Source organism: Halomonas sp. H33-56, from assembly GCF_040147035.1.
GTDB lineage: Bacteria > Pseudomonadota > Gammaproteobacteria > Pseudomonadales > Halomonadaceae > Halomonas > Halomonas litopenaei.
On record NZ_JAMSHP010000001.1, the window covers coordinates 2,790,107 to 2,809,214 of the forward strand.

Annotated in this window: 9 protein-coding genes; 4 read left to right on the forward strand and 5 right to left on the reverse strand. The window is 62.3% G+C overall.

Annotation, left to right across the window (positions count from 1 at the left end):
• Nucleotides 1–613 precede the first annotated feature (613 nt).
• Nucleotides 614–8,857, forward strand: coding sequence for an Ig-like domain-containing protein (locus NFH98_RS11945; RefSeq protein ID WP_349622760.1), 8,244 nt, complete (start codon nt 614–616; stop codon nt 8,855–8,857).
• A 742-nt stretch (nt 8,858–9,599) separates the two neighbouring features.
• Nucleotides 9,600–11,150 (forward strand): hypothetical protein, encoded by a 1,551-nt coding sequence (locus NFH98_RS11950; RefSeq protein ID WP_349622761.1) that lies wholly within the window; start codon nt 9,600–9,602, stop codon nt 11,148–11,150.
• Between the two features lie 111 nt (nt 11,151–11,261).
• On the opposite strand, the gene NFH98_RS11955 is transcribed toward NFH98_RS11950, so the two are convergent.
• The 5 genes from NFH98_RS11955 to leuC all read right to left on the reverse strand — a co-directional run bounded on the left by NFH98_RS11955 (nt 11,262) and on the right by leuC (nt 16,564).
• Entirely contained in the window at nt 11,262–11,939 is a 678-nt protein-coding gene (locus NFH98_RS11955) for a uracil-DNA glycosylase (protein ID WP_349622762.1), read from the reverse strand.
• 117 nt (nt 11,940–12,056) lie between these two features.
• Nucleotides 12,057–13,169 carry an aspartate-semialdehyde dehydrogenase gene (asd, locus tag NFH98_RS11960; protein WP_045992648.1) on the reverse strand — a complete coding sequence of 371 codons (1,113 nt, stop codon included), beginning with the start codon at nt 13,167–13,169 and terminating at the stop codon, nt 12,057–12,059.
• Between the two features lie 127 nt (nt 13,170–13,296).
• Nucleotides 13,297–14,367, reverse strand: coding sequence for a 3-isopropylmalate dehydrogenase (gene leuB / locus NFH98_RS11965; RefSeq protein WP_287165560.1), 1,071 nt, complete (start codon nt 14,365–14,367; stop codon nt 13,297–13,299).
• Between the two features lie 94 nt (nt 14,368–14,461).
• Nucleotides 14,462–15,115, reverse strand: coding sequence for a 3-isopropylmalate dehydratase small subunit (gene leuD, locus NFH98_RS11970; protein ID WP_045992650.1), 654 nt, complete (start codon nt 15,113–15,115; stop codon nt 14,462–14,464).
• Between the two features lie 3 nt (nt 15,116–15,118).
• Nucleotides 15,119–16,564, reverse strand: coding sequence for a 3-isopropylmalate dehydratase large subunit (gene leuC / locus NFH98_RS11975; RefSeq protein WP_045992651.1), 1,446 nt, complete (start codon nt 16,562–16,564; stop codon nt 15,119–15,121).
• Between the two features lie 265 nt (nt 16,565–16,829).
• Here leuC and NFH98_RS11980 point away from each other — a divergent pair, with 265 nt between their 5' ends.
• Nucleotides 16,830–17,735, forward strand: coding sequence for a LysR family transcriptional regulator (locus NFH98_RS11980; RefSeq protein ID WP_124803678.1), 906 nt, complete (start codon nt 16,830–16,832; stop codon nt 17,733–17,735).
• 24 nt (nt 17,736–17,759) lie between these two features.
• Complete coding sequence (locus tag NFH98_RS11985) at nt 17,760–19,085, forward strand: hypothetical protein (protein WP_409996304.1); 1,326 nt, start codon at nt 17,760–17,762, stop codon at nt 19,083–19,085.
• The last annotated feature ends 23 nt before the right edge of the window (nt 19,086–19,108 follow it).

The following is a 19,108-nucleotide window of genomic DNA, read 5'->3' on the forward strand; positions in this document are numbered from 1 at the left end:
TCGGATCCAGTTACCCCCCCAACATACATAACGACAGCCTACGTCTACTGGCAACTGGCAACTGGCAACCCACAAGAGCTGCTCGCCGAATCCTGACATCGGTCATCCGGTGTACCAACAGGATTATCCGCCAGAAGCGTCATGATCCGGCTTCCGACACGCCCCTCGGGAAGCAATTGAAGGTGATCAACAGATGCAACCCGACCGGCACACTACCATCGATGCCGTACAACTCGCTCCCGCACTGCCTTGGGGGAATACCTCCGCCCAGGAAACCGCATCGACAGCGTTAAACGGCTATTAGCCCCGACCTGGTCGCCTCTATCTTCGTTACAACGACCTGCGTAACAACGACCGGCATCACAATGAACAGTGGTGCATATGACAGCTTCCTCGTGACCGATTAACACCCATGTAAGGAAAAAAACTTTTTGGCAAAAAAGGTCAAAAACTCTTGTAGCAGTCAGTTAAAATTGCTGATGTGTGCTCCCCTGACTCGCTCTACTCTGATTCCCACACACTCGTCCATGAGGACAATGTCGCCATCTTTTTTCCTTGCATACGTTTAACAAGCCCCGCCTTCCCTAATGGCATCCATGCAAGGAATTACCCAATGAACTTCAACACCGATTCGTCATTGAATCAGTCCACTGTCGCCACACTGCTGGCGCAGGACAGCACCACCCAGGTCACCGCCCTGGCGCTGCTGGATGAAGATGGCTTGCCCAATGGCATTCCTGGCGGCCCACAGGATGCGGCTGGCCAGGACACCGTGGCCACCGGCACCCTGGGCTATAATTTCGGCGCCAACGGCCCAGCCGCGACCCATCCCTTTCGCTGGGAAACCACCGGCCTTCCTTCACTGACATCTGGCGGCGAGTCCCTTTCCTATCAGGTTTCCACAAGCGGCCGGACCTTGTCCGCCTCTACCAGCGATGGCACCACCCTACTTCAGGTCAGGCTGACCGATCTTGCCTCAGGCAGCTACAGCGTCTCGCTGCTCGGCCCGATCGATCATCCCGACGCAACCATCGAGAACAACCTGATCTTTTCGGTCTACTACACCATCACCGATGGTGACGGTGATAGCGCCACTGCACGCCTGGGCGTGGATATCGACGATGACTCGCCGACCACCACCGTTATCGCACCCTCGAGCCTGGAAGCCGGCGATACCGTCACCGGTACCTGGTCACAGCAAGGTGGGGCCGACGGCGTCGCCGATACCGTCGTCAACCTCCAGGCCGACGACAACGAGTATCCGCTCGGCACCCCGATCGATACCGGCAAGGGCATCTTGACCGTCAACCCCAACGGCACCTGGAGTTTCAGCGCCGACAACGATGCCAGTGGCGCACTCGATTTTAACATCACCACCAAGGACGGCGACGGTGACAGCTTCAGCTCCAGTGCCCACATCGTCATCTCCGGCGGCAATGGGATAGGCCCCACCACCCCCGAGACGGATGGCAATTCTGCCACCGTATCGCCCAAGGCGGTGGTCGATGAAGATGGCCTTCCCGGCGGCATCGCCGGTGGCATCAATGACTACCCGGGCGAACGCACCATCGCCACCGGCCGGCTGCGCTATAACTTCGGCGATGACGGCCCTGGCGGCTTCACCTGGAGCACCGCCGGCCTGCCGGTACTGACCTCCCAGGGAAGCCTGGTCAGCTGGGCACTCAGCGCAGACGGACGCTCTCTTCTTGGCACCAGCGCCAGCGGCCAGCAGGTCCTCTCGATTGAACTGAGCGATCTTGCCGCCGGCACCTACCGGGTCGACCTGTTCAAGCCGCTGGATCACCCCCGAGCCGATGTCGAGAGCGACATCAACTTCAGCGTCGGCTACACCATCACCGACGGCGACAGTGCGCAGGGCATCCTCCGCGTTACCGTGGATGACGACATGCCAGTGCCGGGCGACGATACCGCCGCAGGCGACAACAGCGGGCCCATCACGGTTGACGTACTGGACAACGACAACTTTGGCGCCGATGGCCCCGGCGAGCTCACCAGTGTCACCGTCCAGGGCGGCCCGGATGTTGGCACCGCCACCATCAACCCCGACGGCACCCTGACCTTTGTTCCCAACCCTGGCTTTACCGGAAACGCCACGATTGACTACACCGCTACCGATGGCGATGGCAGCACCGTTACCGGCAATCTCAGTGTCGGGGTCGCGGACGGCGGCGGCACAGGCACAGGCCCCACCACGCCGGAAACCGATGGCAATCCCGACACCACCCCGCCAAAAGCGGTTCTCGACGAGGACGGCCTGCCTGGCGGCATCGCCGGTGGCATCAATGACGTGGTTGGTGAACGGCTCGCGGCGATCGGCTCGCTGGGCTACGACTTTGGCAGCGACGGCCGCGGCAGCTTTACCTGGAATACCGCCGGCCTCCCCGTGCTGACCTCCGGCGGCAGCCCGGTCACCTGGTCGCTGAGCGGCAATGGTCGTTCGCTGGTCGGCTTCAACAACGCGGGTGAACGTGTCATTTCCGTCCAGCTCACCGACGTTGCCAACGGCATCTACAAGGTGGTGCTGGCCAAACCGCTGGATCATTCCAACCCCAGTGTCGAGAGCGACATCAACTTCAGCGTCGGCTACACCATCACCGACGGCGTCGGTGACAGCGCCTCGGGCACTATCGGCATTACCGTCGATGACGACACGCCAGTGACCAACGCCGACGTCGCCACCACCGACAACGACGGCTCCGTCACCGTCGATGTGCTCGGCAACGACCAGTTCGGCGCCGATGGCCCCGGCGGCATCACCAACGCCACCGTCCAGGGCGGCGCGGGTGTCGGTACCGTCACCGTCAACCCCGACGGCACCCTGACGTTCGTCCCCCACCCGAACTTCGTCGGCAATGCCAACATCAACTATACCGCCACCGACGGTGACGGCAGCGCTGTCAACGGCAGCCTCAGCGTCCAGGTGAATGATGGCGGCACTGGCCCCACCACGCCGGAGACCGATGGCAATCCCCACACCACGCCCCCCAAGGCGGTACTCGACGAAGACGGCCTGCCTGGCGGCATCGCCGGCGGCATCAATGACGTGGCCGGCGAACGGACTGCGGCGGTCGGCTCACTGGGCTACGACTTTGGCAGCGATGGCCCCGGCAGCTTTAGCTGGCACACCGCCGGCCTCCCCGTCCTGACCTCCGGCGGCAGCCCGGTCACCTGGTCGCTGAGCGGCAATGGTCGTTCGCTGGTCGGCTTTGACAACACAGGTAACCGTGTCATCTCCGTCCAGCTCACCGACGTTGCCAACGGCATCTACAAGGTGGTGCTGGCCAAGCCGCTGGATCATTCCAACCCCAGCGTCGAGAGCGACATCAACTTCAGCGTCGGCTACACCATCACCGACAGCGTCGGTGACAGCGCCTCGGGCACTATCGGCATTACCGTCGATGACGACACGCCGGTGGCCAACGCCGACATCGCCACTACCGACAACCACGGTTCCGTCACCGTCGATGTGCTTGGCAACGACCAGTTCGGCGCCGATGGCCCCGGCGGCATCACCAACGCCACCGTCCAGGGCGGCGCGGGCGTCGGTAGCGTCGCCGTCAACCCCGACGGCACCCTGACCTTCACCCCCAACCCCGGCTTCGTCGGCAACGCCACCATCGACTATACCGCCACCGACGGTGACGGCAGCGCGGTCGACGGCAGCCTCAATGTCGCAGTCGCCGACGGCGGCACCGGCCCCACCACGCCCGATAGCGATGGCGACCCCAGTACTTCCGCGCCCACGGCTGTCGTCGACGAAGATGGCCTGCCTGGCGGTATCGCCGGTGGCATCGGTGACGTCCCGGGGGAGCCTACCGTGGCGACTGGCTCACTGGGCTACAGCTTTGGCAGCGACGGCCCCGGCAGCTTTAGCTGGAGCACCGCCGGCCTCCCCGTGCTGACCTCCGGCGGCAGCCCAGTCAACTGGTCGCTAAGCGCCAACGGGCTTTCCCTGTTTGGCACGGACAGCAACGGCAATAGTGTCATTTCGGTGCAACTGACCAACATCGTCAGCGGCGCCTACAAGGTGGTGCTGGCCAAACCGCTGGATCATTCCAACCCCAGTGTCGAGAGCGACATCAACTTCAGTGTCGGCTACACCATCACCGACGGCGTCGGTGACAGCGCCTCGGGCAGTATCGATATCACGGTCGATGACGACACGCCGGTGGCCAACGCCGACATCGCTACCACCGACAACGACGGTTCCGTCACCGTCGACGTGCTCGGCAACGACCAGTTCGGCGCCGATCGCCCCGGCGGCATCACCAACGCCACCGTCCAGGGCGGCGCGGGCGTCGGTAGCGTCGCCGTCAACCCCGACGGCACCCTGACCTTCACGCCCAACCCCGGCTTCGTCGGCAACGCCACCATCGACTATACCGCCACCGACGGTGACGGCAGCGCGGTCGGCGGTAGCCTCAATGTCGCAGTCGCCGATGGCGGCACCGGCCCCTCCACGCCGGAGACCGACGGAGATCCGAATACGGCGCCTCCCAAGGCGGTACTCGACGAAGACGGCCTGCCTGGCGGCATCGCCGGTGGCATCAATGACGTGGCCGGCGAACGGACTGCGGCCACCGGCTCACTGGGCTACGATTTTGGCAGCGACGGCCCTGGCAGCTTTAGCTGGAACACCACTGGCCTCCCCGCCCTGACCTCCGGCGGCAGCCCGGTCACCTGGTCGCTGAGCGGCAATGGTCGTTCGCTGGTCGGCTTTGACAACACGGGTAACCGTGTCATCTCCGTCCAGCTCACCGACGTTGCCAACGGCAACTACAAGGTGGTGCTGGCCAAGCCACTGGATCATTCCCACCCCGGTGTCGAGAGCGACATCAACTTCAGCGTCGGCTACACCATCACCGACAGCGTCGGTGACAGCGCCTCCGGCAGTATCGATATCACGGTCGATGACGACACGCCGGTGGCCAACGCTGACAGCGCCACCACCGACAACGATGGCACCGTCACCGTCGATGTGCTCGGTAACGACCAGTTCGGCGCCGATGGTCAAGGCGCGCTAACCGGTGCCACCGTTCAGGGTGGCGCGACCGTCGGTACCGTCGCAGTCAACCCGGACGGAAGCCTGACCTTCACGCCCAATCCCGGCTTCGTCGGCAACGCCACTATCGACTATACCGCCACCGACGGCGACGGCAGCACGGTCGGCGGTAGCCTCAATGTCGCAGTCGCCGATGGCGGCACTGGTCCCACCACCCCCGATAGCGATGGTGACCCAACCACCACCAACCCCACTGCTGTCGTTGACGAAGATGGCCTGCCTGGCGGCATCGCCGGTGGCGTCGGTGACGTGGCAGGCGAGAACACCGTCGCCAGTGGCACCTTAGGATACAGCTTTGGCACCGATGGTCCTGCAGCCAACGGTGCCTTCACCTGGCGTCTTGCCGGCCTGCCATCCGATCTCGAGACCGCGGATGGTCGTGCGATAACGTTCACGCTTGGCAACGCTGGCAGCACCATTGTCGGTTTTGCCAGCGATGGTAGTGGCGGCACCGAGCAGGTAATCACCATCACCCTGACCGACCAGGCCTCGGGCACCTATCAGGTGACGCTGCACCAGCCGCTCGAGCACTCCCCGGGCAATGGCGAGAACGATCTCGGTTTCTTCGCTGGTTACACCATTACCGATGCCGATGGCAGCCAGGCAAATGGCTTCCTTTCGGTGGTGGTCGATGATGATACACCTGCATCCTGGGAGGCGGAGCAAGCGCTATTGCAGTCTGGCCAGACTGGCGAGGTTCGCTTTAGTGAGGGAGCTGGTGCCGATGGCGCTGGGCAGGTAGAGTTTGCCGCCCCCGGCGCATCAGCAGCGGTGATCGATTCCAATGGCAACCCACTGTATCTCAACGGGGAGGCACTCTATTGGGAGAGGTCGGTGGATGGCAAGACGCTAAATGCGGTGACACGACCGGATGATGGTAGCGATGGCGACACGACCATCACCCTGACCCTGTCAGATGATGGCAGCAGCTACAGCGTGGATCTGTTCAACAAGGATATTGACCTTGGTAGCCGCCATAGCATCGCCAATGGAGAGCCCGTAGGTAGTCTCATCATCTATAACGGCCAAGACTGGGGCACACCGTACTACCAGTTTGATAGGCCTGATGGCAATGCCTACAGCGACGTACTGGTGTCTGGCAGGAGAAATGGTGATAGCGATGCTGGTACACCTTTCGATGGTGTCAATGACAACGACGGTAATTCTCTGTCATTTCGCAGCAGCGTTGTGGATGAAGGCGAAACGGTGCGTTATGACTTTGTTAGTCAGCTCTCATTTAATAGCAACGATCAACCAAGCTGGCAAAAACATGAAGGTATAACCAGGTTCGAACAAGAAATTCATGTTCGTGACGGCAATCCTTCAAAGTTCATGATTTCAATATTCGACTACGATGATGCGTCGCAGACCAGTGGCAAGCCTTCAAACGAAAGGGGGGAGCACAATACCGTCATTGACCTGGACGCTTCGGCTATTACTGTCTACAACGCCAGTGGTGTCGATGTTACCGATCAAGTCATCCTGACGGCGAATACCAATGGTAGCGTGACGGTTGATGGGATGCTGGACGGATATCGCTTTATCGTGGAAAGTGAGGTCCCGTTCGAAGAGCTGGAAATCGATGGTACAACGCCTCCGCCCGCCTATATCGGAGGTTTTTCCCTTGGCGACTTTAGCTATGAGCCGATTGACCAGGTCACGCCGGGGAATCTTCAAGTGGGTCTGACGGGCACAGATGCTGACGGCGACGGCGGTACAACCGACGGCACTCTGACGCTGGCTTTTCCGGATGGCGACCAATTGCTCGTGGGAAGTAGCGGCGATGACAGCACCACCGGTGCCAATGGTGACGACGTAATTCTCGGCGATGCCGGTGGTACCCATACCGTGCTCGAACCTGCGCAGAACTACAATGTGTCCTTTATTCTCGACGTTTCACCAAGCATGGGAGAAATGTTGGAAAACGGGCAATCACGCTTCAAGGTAGCCATCGAAGCGCTACGAGCCCAGCTTACCGAACTGGCTACTTTCGAAGGAACGATCAATGCCCAGATCGTGACGTTTGGTGGAAAGTTTTCTCCTTCGATAGATTTTAATGATCTATCAGTAGCGGACTTGGATGGCGTCAATGAATTTCTCGATAGTCGAGTGGTTATTAGTTCAACCAATTATGAGCAAGCGTTTAATGTCGCTAACGACTGGATGACGACTGTTAGTCAAGAAGGTTTCAACAACGTTGCCTACTTCATGACAGATGGAGACCCTGTATCTCATAATGATAATGGTAATATTGGTGTATCTGATGCAGGGAATATCACCACTCTGAAAGATATTGTCAATTCAATCGAAGGATACCAGCCGTTAGCAGCCATCAGTCGGGTGGAGGCGATCGGGGTTGGCGACGACGCCAATCTTGAGGTTCTGAAGATTTTCGACAACACCTCGAATGATGAGTTGAAAATGGTGCCCATTCCCCTGGATGCCGGCACATCGGTAGGCGATGCGGAATTTCTTGCATCCTTCGATACAGGAGATACAGGAAGGCTCGCATCCATCGATAATTGGGCGCTGCAGACTGCCGATGGTGGAGTAACCATCGAAAGCACCTCGATCGGCACCTATCTACGCGTTAGAGACAACGGTACGGGTAATGGCAGTACTATCGCCACCAGTGACGCTTTCGTCGTAAATGAACCTGCCGGTGCCAACCAGTTCTACACCTTGTCATTTGACTACGTGACTGACACCCCTAATGACCTGGAACAGGAAGGAAATGTAAACGACAAGTTCTACTGGGCTCTAGAGATGATGAATGACGAAGGAGGCTGGGATGCTATCTCCACCTCGCCGGCATTATCCCGCTTGCTGGACATCAATAAAAGCGGAAGCCAGATTGTTGCCAATGGGCTAAAAGGAGGGACCTATAGGCTGCAGTTCGAGGTGGAGAACGCTGCAGGTGAGTTCTTCACGCTGTACGTTCAGGATATCTCACTCGATCTTCAAAGCTACACAGACGACCAGCTTGTGCCGGCCGGTGAGGTATCCATAATCAACACCGCCGAGGAGTTTGCAACGGCGCTGGACGGTGGCTCATCCTTCGATCAGCCGGCGGATCTCGGCGATGACGTTCTGGCCGGCGGTGCCGGCGACGACGTAATTTTTGGCGACGAGATCAACCCGGCGGGTGTCGGAGGAGAGAGCGGAAGTGGCTTTGCCGGACTGGTCGACTACCTGACCACGCAGAATGGCGCCGAGCCCACCAGGGATGAGACGGCCGCCTTTATCCGGGACAATGTCGATGCCTTGGCCAGCGGATCGCGCAGCGATGGTGGTGACGATCAGCTATCCGGTGGGGCGGGCGACGACATTCTGATCGGCGGCGGCGGAAACGATCTACTACTCGGTGGTAGTGATAGCGATCTGCTGATCGGTGGTGGCGATAACGATCAGTTGACCGGTGGTGCCGGAGCCGATGTCTTTGCCTGGGGGTTGGATGATGCCGGTAGCTCGGCCACGCCGGCACGGGATACCGTGACCGACTTCACCGTCGGCGAGTTTGGCGTCGATGCCGATGCCGATCGGCTCGATCTTGCCGACCTTCTTCAGGGTGCCGACGAGAACAACCTCGCAGACTACCTGCAGGCCAACCAGGACGGAGACGACACCGTGCTGTCCATCAGCAGCGAGGGTAACCTCGCCGCCGGAGGCGGCAACGCTGACCAGGTGGTCGTTCTGATCGGCGTTCAGATGGGAGCAGATGGGGACACCTTCCTGCAGAACCTGCTCGACGATGGCCAGTTGAAGGTCGACTAGGGCAACGGAGGGAAAACGGGGTGGGCGGCCCGCCGCCCACCCACTGACAACAACCCGATGGCAAGCATTGGAAAGAACTGAAAATAGCGTCGACAAGTATGACCAGACCCACAATGGCTGGCCATCTCATTCAGCCGGCGCTCAAAGCCTGAGTCCTGTTGTGTACAGGGTTCAGGCTTTTCGTTTCCGCCTGAGGCGTTCGTGGTTGTCACCATGGGTGCACTGGAGGCAAGCCCGCTGCGACGGTTCCATCGTGGCGAACGGATTGACGTGAATAACCTCGGTCTTCAGGATTCAGACGTAGCTCTCCAATTCGCACCCCCAGAGCAGAAGCAACCTCCGCTTCTTCGACACGGCCGCAATCGATTTCTCCTCGGGTCTGGGCATGACCGCGTTGAATGTAGCCAGCAGCCTCCGGCTTTCGATCTTCAAGACAAGGAGCGATGTACGAGATCGATGCTTTTTCCTCTAGTACATTGTCACACCCGTCGCTATCGATCCCTCTTACGACAATGACATAAAAACCTCTCATTCTTGACATTTTTGCTTCTGACGTCTGCCTATACCACTGATTGTATTACTACCAAAGCATTCCTCCCCGAACCAATAGCCACCCCTGCCCATGAGGATAGAAGCAGGCGACTGGGTGCGGGGATTCTTCCTTCAGCATACTCTTCATATTCGCCAGAGCGTCGGATTCCCTGCAAACACCCTTCATCACTTACCGGCAAGGATTTTTACCATGAAATCTGGCTTGGATAGTTTCGTTGCCGTGCCCATCCTGTCGCCCCCGTTCGAGGAAGAAGACGATATCAGTACGGTCGCCAGCGTGGATGAGGATGGACTTCCCGGCGGTAATCTCGAAGGCCCGAGCGACCTTGGCGGCTCTGCGACGGTGGTCACCGGCACCATCCCCTACAGCTTTGGCAGCCTGGGAGCGGCAGATTTCGCGCCCTTCTCGTGGTCATCCAGTGGCCTGCCGAGCCTGTCGTCCCAGGGCGAAGCGCTACACTATGTCGTTTCGCCCAGCGGCAAGACCCTGGCAGCCAGGACCCTGGACGGCCAGACCGTCTTGCACCTGACCGTTACCGACATCGATACCGGGGCCTATCGCCTTGCCCTGCGCGCGCCACTGGATCATCCCATCACAGGTAACGAGGATGATCTGGCCTTTTCGGTCAAGTACACCATTCGCGACAGCCAGAACAATCAGGCATCTGCCAGGGTAGGCATCGTGATTGACGATGACTCCCCGACAAATACCATCGATTCACCCGTCGCCGTGGACGCTGGCGACAACGTGACCGGCTTCTGGCGCCAGCGCGGTGGCGCCGATGGCGTCGATACCACCAAGGTGACCCTGGCCGGCAGCACCACCGAATTCGACCTGGATCAACGCATCTTTACTCCACAGGGGAGCCTGACGGTCAACTCGGACGGCAGTTTCACCCTGGACGCGAGCCCCAACATCACCTCGGACACAGAGCTGGTCTTTCAGATTGTCACCACCGATGGTGATGGCGATAGCGTGGCAAGCGAGGGTCGCATCAGCGTCAATGCAGCACTACTGTCTGACGATCGCCCAACGACGCCCTTGAGTGATGGTGACATTTCGACCTCATCGCCACTTGCCTTGCTCGATGAGGATGGCCTGCCGGGGGGCGAGCCCGGTGGAATCGGTGACATACCCGGCGAGGCAACCGTCGCCATGGGCAACCTCGGCTACGACTTTGGAGACGACGGCGCCGGAGACGTTGTCTGGGAAACCCACAACCTTCCTGATATCCGTTCCGGTGGCACAAGGATCGACTGGCTGCCAAGCGCTGAGGGCAAGCAGCTGTCCGGTCTCGACGCCGATGGCAGGACAGCACTTCACGTGGAGCTGCTGGATGTGGAGGATGGCACCTACCGCGTCACCCTGGCTCGCCCGCTGGACCATGGTGGCGTCAATATCGAGGACAATCTGGATCTGAGCTTTGGCTACCGGATCACCGACAGCGACGGCGACAGCGCCCTGGGTGAGCTGCTCGTGCGCATCAACGACGACTCGCCGGTGAAGGGACGATCAAACCAGGACACTCCCGCAGCCGAGCCACTCGATATCGCCGAGCTACTCGATGACAGCGAGAGCGCTGGCAAACTCACTGACCCCGCCATCACTCCCATCTTGGCCGATGATCCGAGTCCCTCGCCGACAGCGGCGCAGGCCTCTCTCGATAGCGAGATGGCTCCAGCGATCAACGACGATCTGCGCACTCTGCTGGAGGATACGACGATCCCTGCCGATATCTAAGGCGTGCACCAGAAGTGCCTTGGCTCATCGGCTTTTCGAATTTTGACTGACACACAGTCAGACCGCGCCCTGCAAGCAGGTCAATCGAGCGGTCCGCTTCGGGAGCGCTTTCTAGCGAGCAGGGTCGGCAGTATCCAGCCGACTCATCAGCAGCCTGAGGCCGCGCTCGAATTCGGCCTTGCCGCCGTAGGAAGGGTGACGCAGGGCGACGACCTCGCGCTCGGGAAAGGCAACCTGGGCGGCCAGGGTGCCCTTTCGCCCCACCCCGGCCACCATCGTCGGCGTCGAGTGGGTAGTGACCAGCTGGTCCAGCCGCCTGAGCCAGTCGATGCCTTCGCGCAGCTCTGCTGCGCGTGGCGCGCGGTTGCTGTGCGTCCGCGCTATTTGATGGGGGTGAAAGGGAAAGGCGTTCCACACCAGCGGCGTCAGCCCAAGACGGGCGAAGCACTCCCAGGCGATGGTGGCGGTGGCTTCGCTGCCGCCCTCCGGCACCAGGGCGAGGTTCGGCCTCAGCGTCTCGATAAAGGGATGCTTACAAGAGCGAAGTAGTGCTGGACTCGACAACGGGATACCCGTCTCGCCACCGCCCTTGAAGCCCAGTGCTTCGGCCACCAGCAGCAGTCTGGGCCGGCCAGCGGCGGTCGTTTCCCGGGTGTGTTCCTGGATCAGCTCGAGATAGGCCGTCAGGTTGTCGGCCAATGGTTTCTTGCGCCAGGGATTGGCAACGTCTGGCCCATCCGGCCGCCTGCGCAATCGCCTGACGAATGAACGAACGGTGGTCTTGCCCAAGCGCCCTGCTCCGCTGCTGATCGATCATGTAAATAACGCGATGGGCCCGCACATCAGAGGCCCTGAACGACGTCGGGGCGCCCAAAAGGCGCCCCGACGAACCGATAGTGCTTTGCCTTAGCGCTCGCGCAGTACCTTGAGCATGCGCTTGAGCGGCTCGGCGGCGCCCCACAAAAGCTGGTCACCGACGCTGAAGGCGCTGAGGTACTCACCGCCCATGTTCAGCTTGCGCAGACGACCCACCGGGATGCTCAGGGTGCCGGTGGCGGCGGTCGGCGTCAGCCCATCGATGGTGGCGTCCTTGTCATTGGGGATGACCTTGACCCACTCGTTGTGGCTGGCGATACGCTCCTCGATCTCGTCGAGCGGCACATCCTGCTTGAGCTTGATGGTGAACGCCTGACTGTGAGAGCGCATGGCGCCGATACGTACGCACAGGCCGTCGATGGGGACCGGGCTGTCCTGGCGACCGAGAATCTTGTTGGTCTCGACGTAGCCCTTCCATTCCTCGCGACTCTGACCGTTATCCAGCTTGGAATCGATCCACGGCAGCAGGCTGCCGGCGAGCGGCGCACCGAAGTTGTCGGTGGGGATGGCGCCAGTACGCATCGCCTCGGTGACCTTGCGGTCGATGTCGAGGATGGCGCTGGCCGGATCCTTGAGCTCGCTTGCCACGCTGTCACGCAGGCCGCCCATCTGGTTGAGCAGCTCGCGCATGTGCTTGGCGCCGGAGCCGGATGCGGCCTGGTACGTCATGGAGGTCATCCACTCGATCATGTCCGCCTCGAACAACCCGCCGAGGCCCATCAGCATCAGGCTGACGGTGCAGTTGCCGCCGACGAAGGTGCGCGCACCGGCGTCGAGCTGAGCGTCGATCACCTTGCGGTTGACCGGGTCGAGCACGATGGTGGCGTCATCGCTCATGCGCAGGGTGCTGGCAGCGTCGATCCAGTAGCCCTTCCAGCCAGCACCGCGCAGGTCTTCATAGACCTTCTTGGTGTAGTCGCCGCCCTGGCAGGTGATGATCACGTCCAGCGCCTTGAGCGCCTCGATGTCGAAGGCGTCCTTCAGCGGAGGCACGTCCACACCCACGTCGGGGCCGGCCTGACCGACCTGGGAGGTGGTGAAGAAGACCGGCTCGATGCCGTTGAAATCTCCATCTTCCACCATCCGCTGCATGAGCACGGAACCCACCATGCCACGCCAACCGACGAAACCGACTTTCAACATGTGAAGTCCTCCAGAAATCGAGTGAGGCAATCATTATACAGAAACCGGCAGCACCTTTCAGATGCCACCTGCACAGTCAGGATGGGCGACGCCCGATTGCCGGGCGCCAGCACCACTAACAAAGGCGTTAAAGCGCCGCCAGCACCGCATCCCCCATCTCACTGGTGGACACCTGGCGGGTGCCCGGATAGGCGATGTCGGCGGTGCGCAGGCCCTGATCCAGCACCTTGCCCACCGCAGCCTCGATGCGCTCGGCCATGGCCGGCTCGCTGAGCGAATAGCGCAGCATCATCGCCACCGAGAGGATGGTGGCCAGCGGATTGGCGACACCCTGGCCAGCGATATCCGGGGCGCTGCCGTGGCAAGGCTCGTACATGCCCTGGCCGCTTTCGTTGAGCGAGGCCGACGGCAGCATACCGATGGAGCCGGTCAGCATGGCGGCGGCGTCGGACAGGATGTCGCCGAACATGTTGCCGGTCACCACCACGTCGAACTGCTTGGGCGCGCGCACCAGCTGCATGGCGGCGTTGTCCACGTACATGTGCGACAGTTCCACGTCCGGGTACTCGGCGGACAGCCGCTCCATCACCTCGCGCCACAGGATGGTGACCTCCAGCACGTTGGCCTTGTCGACGCTGCAAAGCTTCTTGTCACGCTTGCGCGCCATCTCGAAGGCCACCCGGCCGATACGCTCGATCTCGCTCTCGCTGTAGACGTAGGTGTTGAAGCCGACGCGCTCACCGTCACGCTCCTCGACGCCGCGGGGCTGGCCGAAGTAGATACCGCCGGTCAGCTCGCGCACGATCATGATATCGAGCCCGGACACCACCTCGGGCTTGAGGGTCGAGGCCTCGGCCAGCTGCGGATACAGGATCGCCGGGCGCAGGTTGCCGAACAGCCCCAGCTCCTTGCGCAGCCCCAGAAGCCCCTTCTCGGGTCGCTTGGAAAGGTCCTCGATGGTGTCCCACTGGGGGCCGCCTACGGCCCCCAGCAGGATGGCGTCCGCCGCACGCGCCTTGGCCAGGGTCTCCTCGGGCAAGGGCACGCCGTGGACGTCATAGGCGCCGCCGCCTACCAGCGCTTCCTCCACGTCCACGTCGAGCCCCTTGGCCTTGAGCGCCTCGAGCACGCGGCTGGCCTGGGCGGTGATCTCGGGGCCGATGCCGTCACCGGGAAGGACAAGAATCTTGCGGGTCATGAGATGGGGTTCCTGAAAGCTGGCAGAAAGATGAAGATCGAGAGAATCGTAAGCCCCGCCATCGGGCGGGGCCAGCTGTCGATGAGAGACAGGTCTACGCCTTGGCCGGCTCGCGGAACAGCCAAGGGCGAGCGGTGCGATGACGCGCCTCGAAATCGGCGATGGCGGCCTCGTCCTTGAGGGTGATGCCGATATCGTCGAGGCCTTCAAGCAGGCAGTGCTTGCGGAAGGCGTCCACCTCGAACTCGAGGATCTCGCCGCCAGGGGTCACCACACGCTGGTGCTCGAGATCGATATCGAGACGGTAGCCCTCGTTGGCCTCGACCTCGGCGAACAGCCGGTCGACCTGCTCTTCAGGCAGGGTAATCAGCAGGATGCCGTTCTTGAAGGCATTGTTGTAGAAGATATCGGCGAAACTCGGCGCGATGACCGCGCGAAAGCCGAAGTCCTCCAGCGCCCAGGGCGCGTGCTCACGGGAACTGCCGCAGCCGAAGTTGCGCCGTGCCAGCAGCACCTGGGCACCCTGATAACGCGGCTGATTGAGTACAAAATCCGGGTTCAGCGGGCGCTGGCTGACGTCCTGACCGGGCTGGCCCTCGTCGAGGTAGCGCAGTTCATCGAACAGGTTGACGCCGAAGCCGGTACGCTTGATCGACTTCAGAAACTGCTTGGGGATGATCAGGTCGGTGTCGACGTTGGCCCGATCCATCGGCGCGACCAGACCCTCGAGGCGTTCGAACTTTTGCATGGCTCAGGCCTCCTGGCGAGCGGTGGTGGAATCAAACTGGCGCACATCGACGAAGTGGCCGGCGATGGCGGCAGCGGCGGCCATGGCAGGGCTGACCAGGTGGGTGCGACCACCGTAACCCTGACGCCCCTCGAAGTTGCGGTTGGAGGTGGAGGCGCAGTGCTCGCCGGCACCGAGCTTGTCGGCGTTCATCGCCAGACACATGGAGCAGCCGGGCTCACGCCACTCGAAGCCGGCCTCGATGAACACCTTGTGGAGCCCTTCCTCCTCGGCCTGACGCTTCACCAGACCGGAGCCCGGGACGACCATCGCCAGCTGGATGCTGTCGGCGACCTTGCGACCACGGGCCACCTTTGCCGCCTCACGCAGATCTTCGATGCGTGAGTTGGTGCAGGACCCGATGAAGACCTTGTCGAGGCGGATATCGGTGATCTTCTGGCGCGGTGACAGCCCCATGTACTCAAGCGCCCGGGTGATGCCGGTGCGCGCGGTGTCGTCATCGGCCTCGGCGGGATCCGGGACCTCACCGCTGACACCGGTGACCATCTCGGGGCTGGTGCCCCAGCTGACCTGAGGCTCGATGGACGCAGCGTCCAGCGTCACCACCTTGTCGAACACGGCGTCGGCATCGGAGACCAGCTCGCGCCAGTCGGCCACGGCGGCGTCCCACTGCTCGCCGCTGGGGGCAAAGGGGCGCTCGGCCAGATACTCGATGGTGGTGTCGTCCACCGCGATCAGGCCGACCCGGGCTCCGGCCTCGATGGCCATGTTGCACACCGTCATGCGACCTTCCATCGACAGGCTCTCGATGGCGCTGCCGGCAAACTCGATGGCGTAGCCGGTGCCACCGGCGGTACCGATCTCGCCGATGATCGCCAGCACCACGTCCTTGGCGGTGACGCCCTCGCCCAGCTCGCCTTCGACGCGCACCTGCATGTTCTTCATCTTCTGCGCCAGCAGACACTGGGTGGCCAGCACGTGCTCGACCTCGGAGGTACCGATGCCATGGGCCAAGGCGGCAAAGGCGCCGTGGGTGGCGGTATGGGAGTCGCCACACACCACGGTCATGCCCGGCAGCGTCGCGCCCTGCTCGGGACCGACCACGTGGACGATGCCCTGGCGCGGGTCATTGATGCGAAACTCCTCGATACCGAAGGCCTCGCAGTTATCGTCAAGCGTCTGCACCTGGATCAGTGATACCGGATCCTTGATCCCGCTGTTGCCCTCGGAACGCTCCTTCACGGTGGTCGGCACGTTGTGGTCCGGGGTCGCCAGGTTGGCGTCCAGCCGCCACGGCTTGCGCCCGGCCAGACGCAGACCTTCAAAGGCCTGGGGCGAGGTCACCTCGTGCAGCAGTTGACGATCGATATAGATCAGCGCGGTGCCATCATCGCGCTCCTTGACCAGGTGCTGCCGCCACAACTTGTCGTAGAGTGTCTGGCCTGCCATGCGGTGTCTCCTCCGGGGGCTTGGCTCCAGGCGCCACGCTGGCGGTGGGCCTGTCGGTCGTTCTGAAGCCGCCCCTCTCGATTGATCGAAAACGGTCGTTTGCCGGTCCCGCGGGCCTTGCCCGGGGATGGGATAGATCGAGTGTCGCGCCACTCGCCAATAAAATCAATTCATGTTATTTATTCAAACGATTCCCAAGTGGAATACATCATTACCCGGCAAACCGTCGCCACTTTTCCTCGTCATCCGCCCCGGGAGCACTGCCATGGATACCCAGAGCCTGCAGGCCTTTCTCGCCGTGGCCGACAGCGGCAGCTTCTCCCGCGCGGCGGAGCAGCTTCACCTCACCCAGCCGGCCGTCAGCAAGCGTATCGCCAGCCTGGAGGCACTGACGCGCGCCCGACTGTTCGACCGTATCGGCCGCCGCGTCAGTCTGACCGAAGCCGGGCGGCTGCTGCTGCCGCGGGCACGCCAGATCCTGGTCATGGTCGACGACAGCCGCCGGGCCCTGAGCAACCTGAGCGACGAGGTCAGCGGCGAATTGACCCTGGCCACCAGCCATCATATCGGCCTGCACCGGCTGCCGCCGGTGCTGGGCAGCTACGTCAAGCGCTACCCGGAGGTGCGCCTCGACCTGCGCTTTCTCGACTCCGAGCAGGCCTACCAGGGCGTGCTGGACGGCGATATCGAGGTGGCCCTGGTGACCCTGTCGGCCCACCCCGACCCTCAGCTTCGCGCCACCAGAGTGTGGGTCGACGACATGACCTTCGTTGCCGCCCCGGAGCATCCGCTCGCCCGGGAGAGCCGCGTAACCCTGGCGACCCTGTGCGAGCATGACGCCCTGTTGCCGGGGCCACTGACCTTCACCCGCCAGCTGATCCTCGAGCGGCTGGCCAGGCACGGTCTGGCGCCGCGGGTGGGACAGTCGACCAACTATCTGGAAACCCTCAAGATGATGGCCTCGGCCGGGCTTGGCTGGAGTCTGTTGCCCGACCCCATGGTCGAGCGGGACATCGCCAGCGAAAGACTGGTCCGGCTGGCCCTCGAGGAGCCTGCGATACAGCGCCCGCTCGGCTACCTGGTGCACCGCGACCGCACGCTGTCCAACGCCGCCCGCTCGCTGCTCGAATGCCTCGACCAGGAAGCCGTGGCAAACCCCGCCTCGCCTTGAGCGCACCACCACAGGGACGTCTGTATGACTCGCATGCCTCTCCCTCCACCGCGACACCGTCTGGCCGGCGCACTGACGTTGGCGGGCCTGCTGACGCAGATCGCGGGCCTGGGCCTCGACGGGCTGCCGAGCTGGAGCGTCAGCCTGCCCTTGTGGGCCGCCAGCCTGCTGATGTGGCCGGACATTCCCCGGCGCAATCAGTGGCAGGCCGGCGTGCTGGCGGTGCTGGGGCTTGCCTTTCTGGTGTTGGCGGTGGTGGGCTTCGACGCCACCCCCGACATCACCACCTTGCTCGATGGAAACGCCTTCGTGGTGGCCATGCTGGTAGGGGTGAGCTTTATCGCCTTGATCGGGCGCCCCTCGGAGGGGCCACCGAACAGCGAACCGGTGACCGGGCGCCGAGGTCTGGCCGGGACCTGGCTGGGGGTGCAGCTGCTCGGGGCCATCCTCAACCTGTCCGCGGTCTTCATGGTCGGCGATCGCCTGGAGCGCCGCGGTCGTCTGCTCGAGGTTCAACTACTGGGGCTCAACCGAGGGCTTTCCAGCGCCGCCATGTGGTCGCCGTTCTTCGCCGCCATGGGCGTGGCGGTCTCCCTGGCTCCATCGCTTGAATACACCACGGTGCTGGCCGCCGGACTGCCGCTGGCCTTTGCCGGCGGACTCTACAGCGTGTTCGAACTGTCACGCCGCTTCGACGTCAGCGAGGTCCCCGGCTTTTCACTGTCCCCCCGCAGTCTGCTGATGCCGGCCAGCGTGGCCGGACTGGTGATGGTGTTTCACTACGTCATCACACCGTCTCTGACCATCGTCAGCATCATCACCTTCCTGATGCCGACACTGGCGCTGGCCGCCAACCTGGCCAGGGGCGCTGCAGCGACCCGAGAACGCCTTGTTCGCCACCTCCACTATCGACTGCCGGGCATGCGCGGCGAAATCACCCTGTTTCTGTGTGCGGGACTTCTGACCAAGGGACTCTCGATCCTAGTCGCCGCCGCCACCAACGGTGACTGGACGCTGTTTGCCGACTTTGGCGTGGGGCCTGCCATGCTGAGTTATGTGGCCATCGTTGCCAGCGCCATTGCCGGCTTGCACCCGATCATCGGCATCTCGGTGCTGGCCTCGATGCTGGATCTGGATGGCCCCCACCAGACCCTGTTCGGTTTCGTCGCCCTGGCATCCTGGGGCGTGGGCACCGCCGTCGGCCCGCTGTCGGGCATCAACCTGTCACTGCAGGGGCGCTACGGGATCAGTGGCTATCGCATGATGAAGCACAATCTACACTACGCTCTGGTCATGTCGGCGCTGGTGCTGGTGGCGATCGCCTGCCTGGCCCAGGCCGTCTCGGCCTGAGCCGTACGCCAGACGATAGCCAC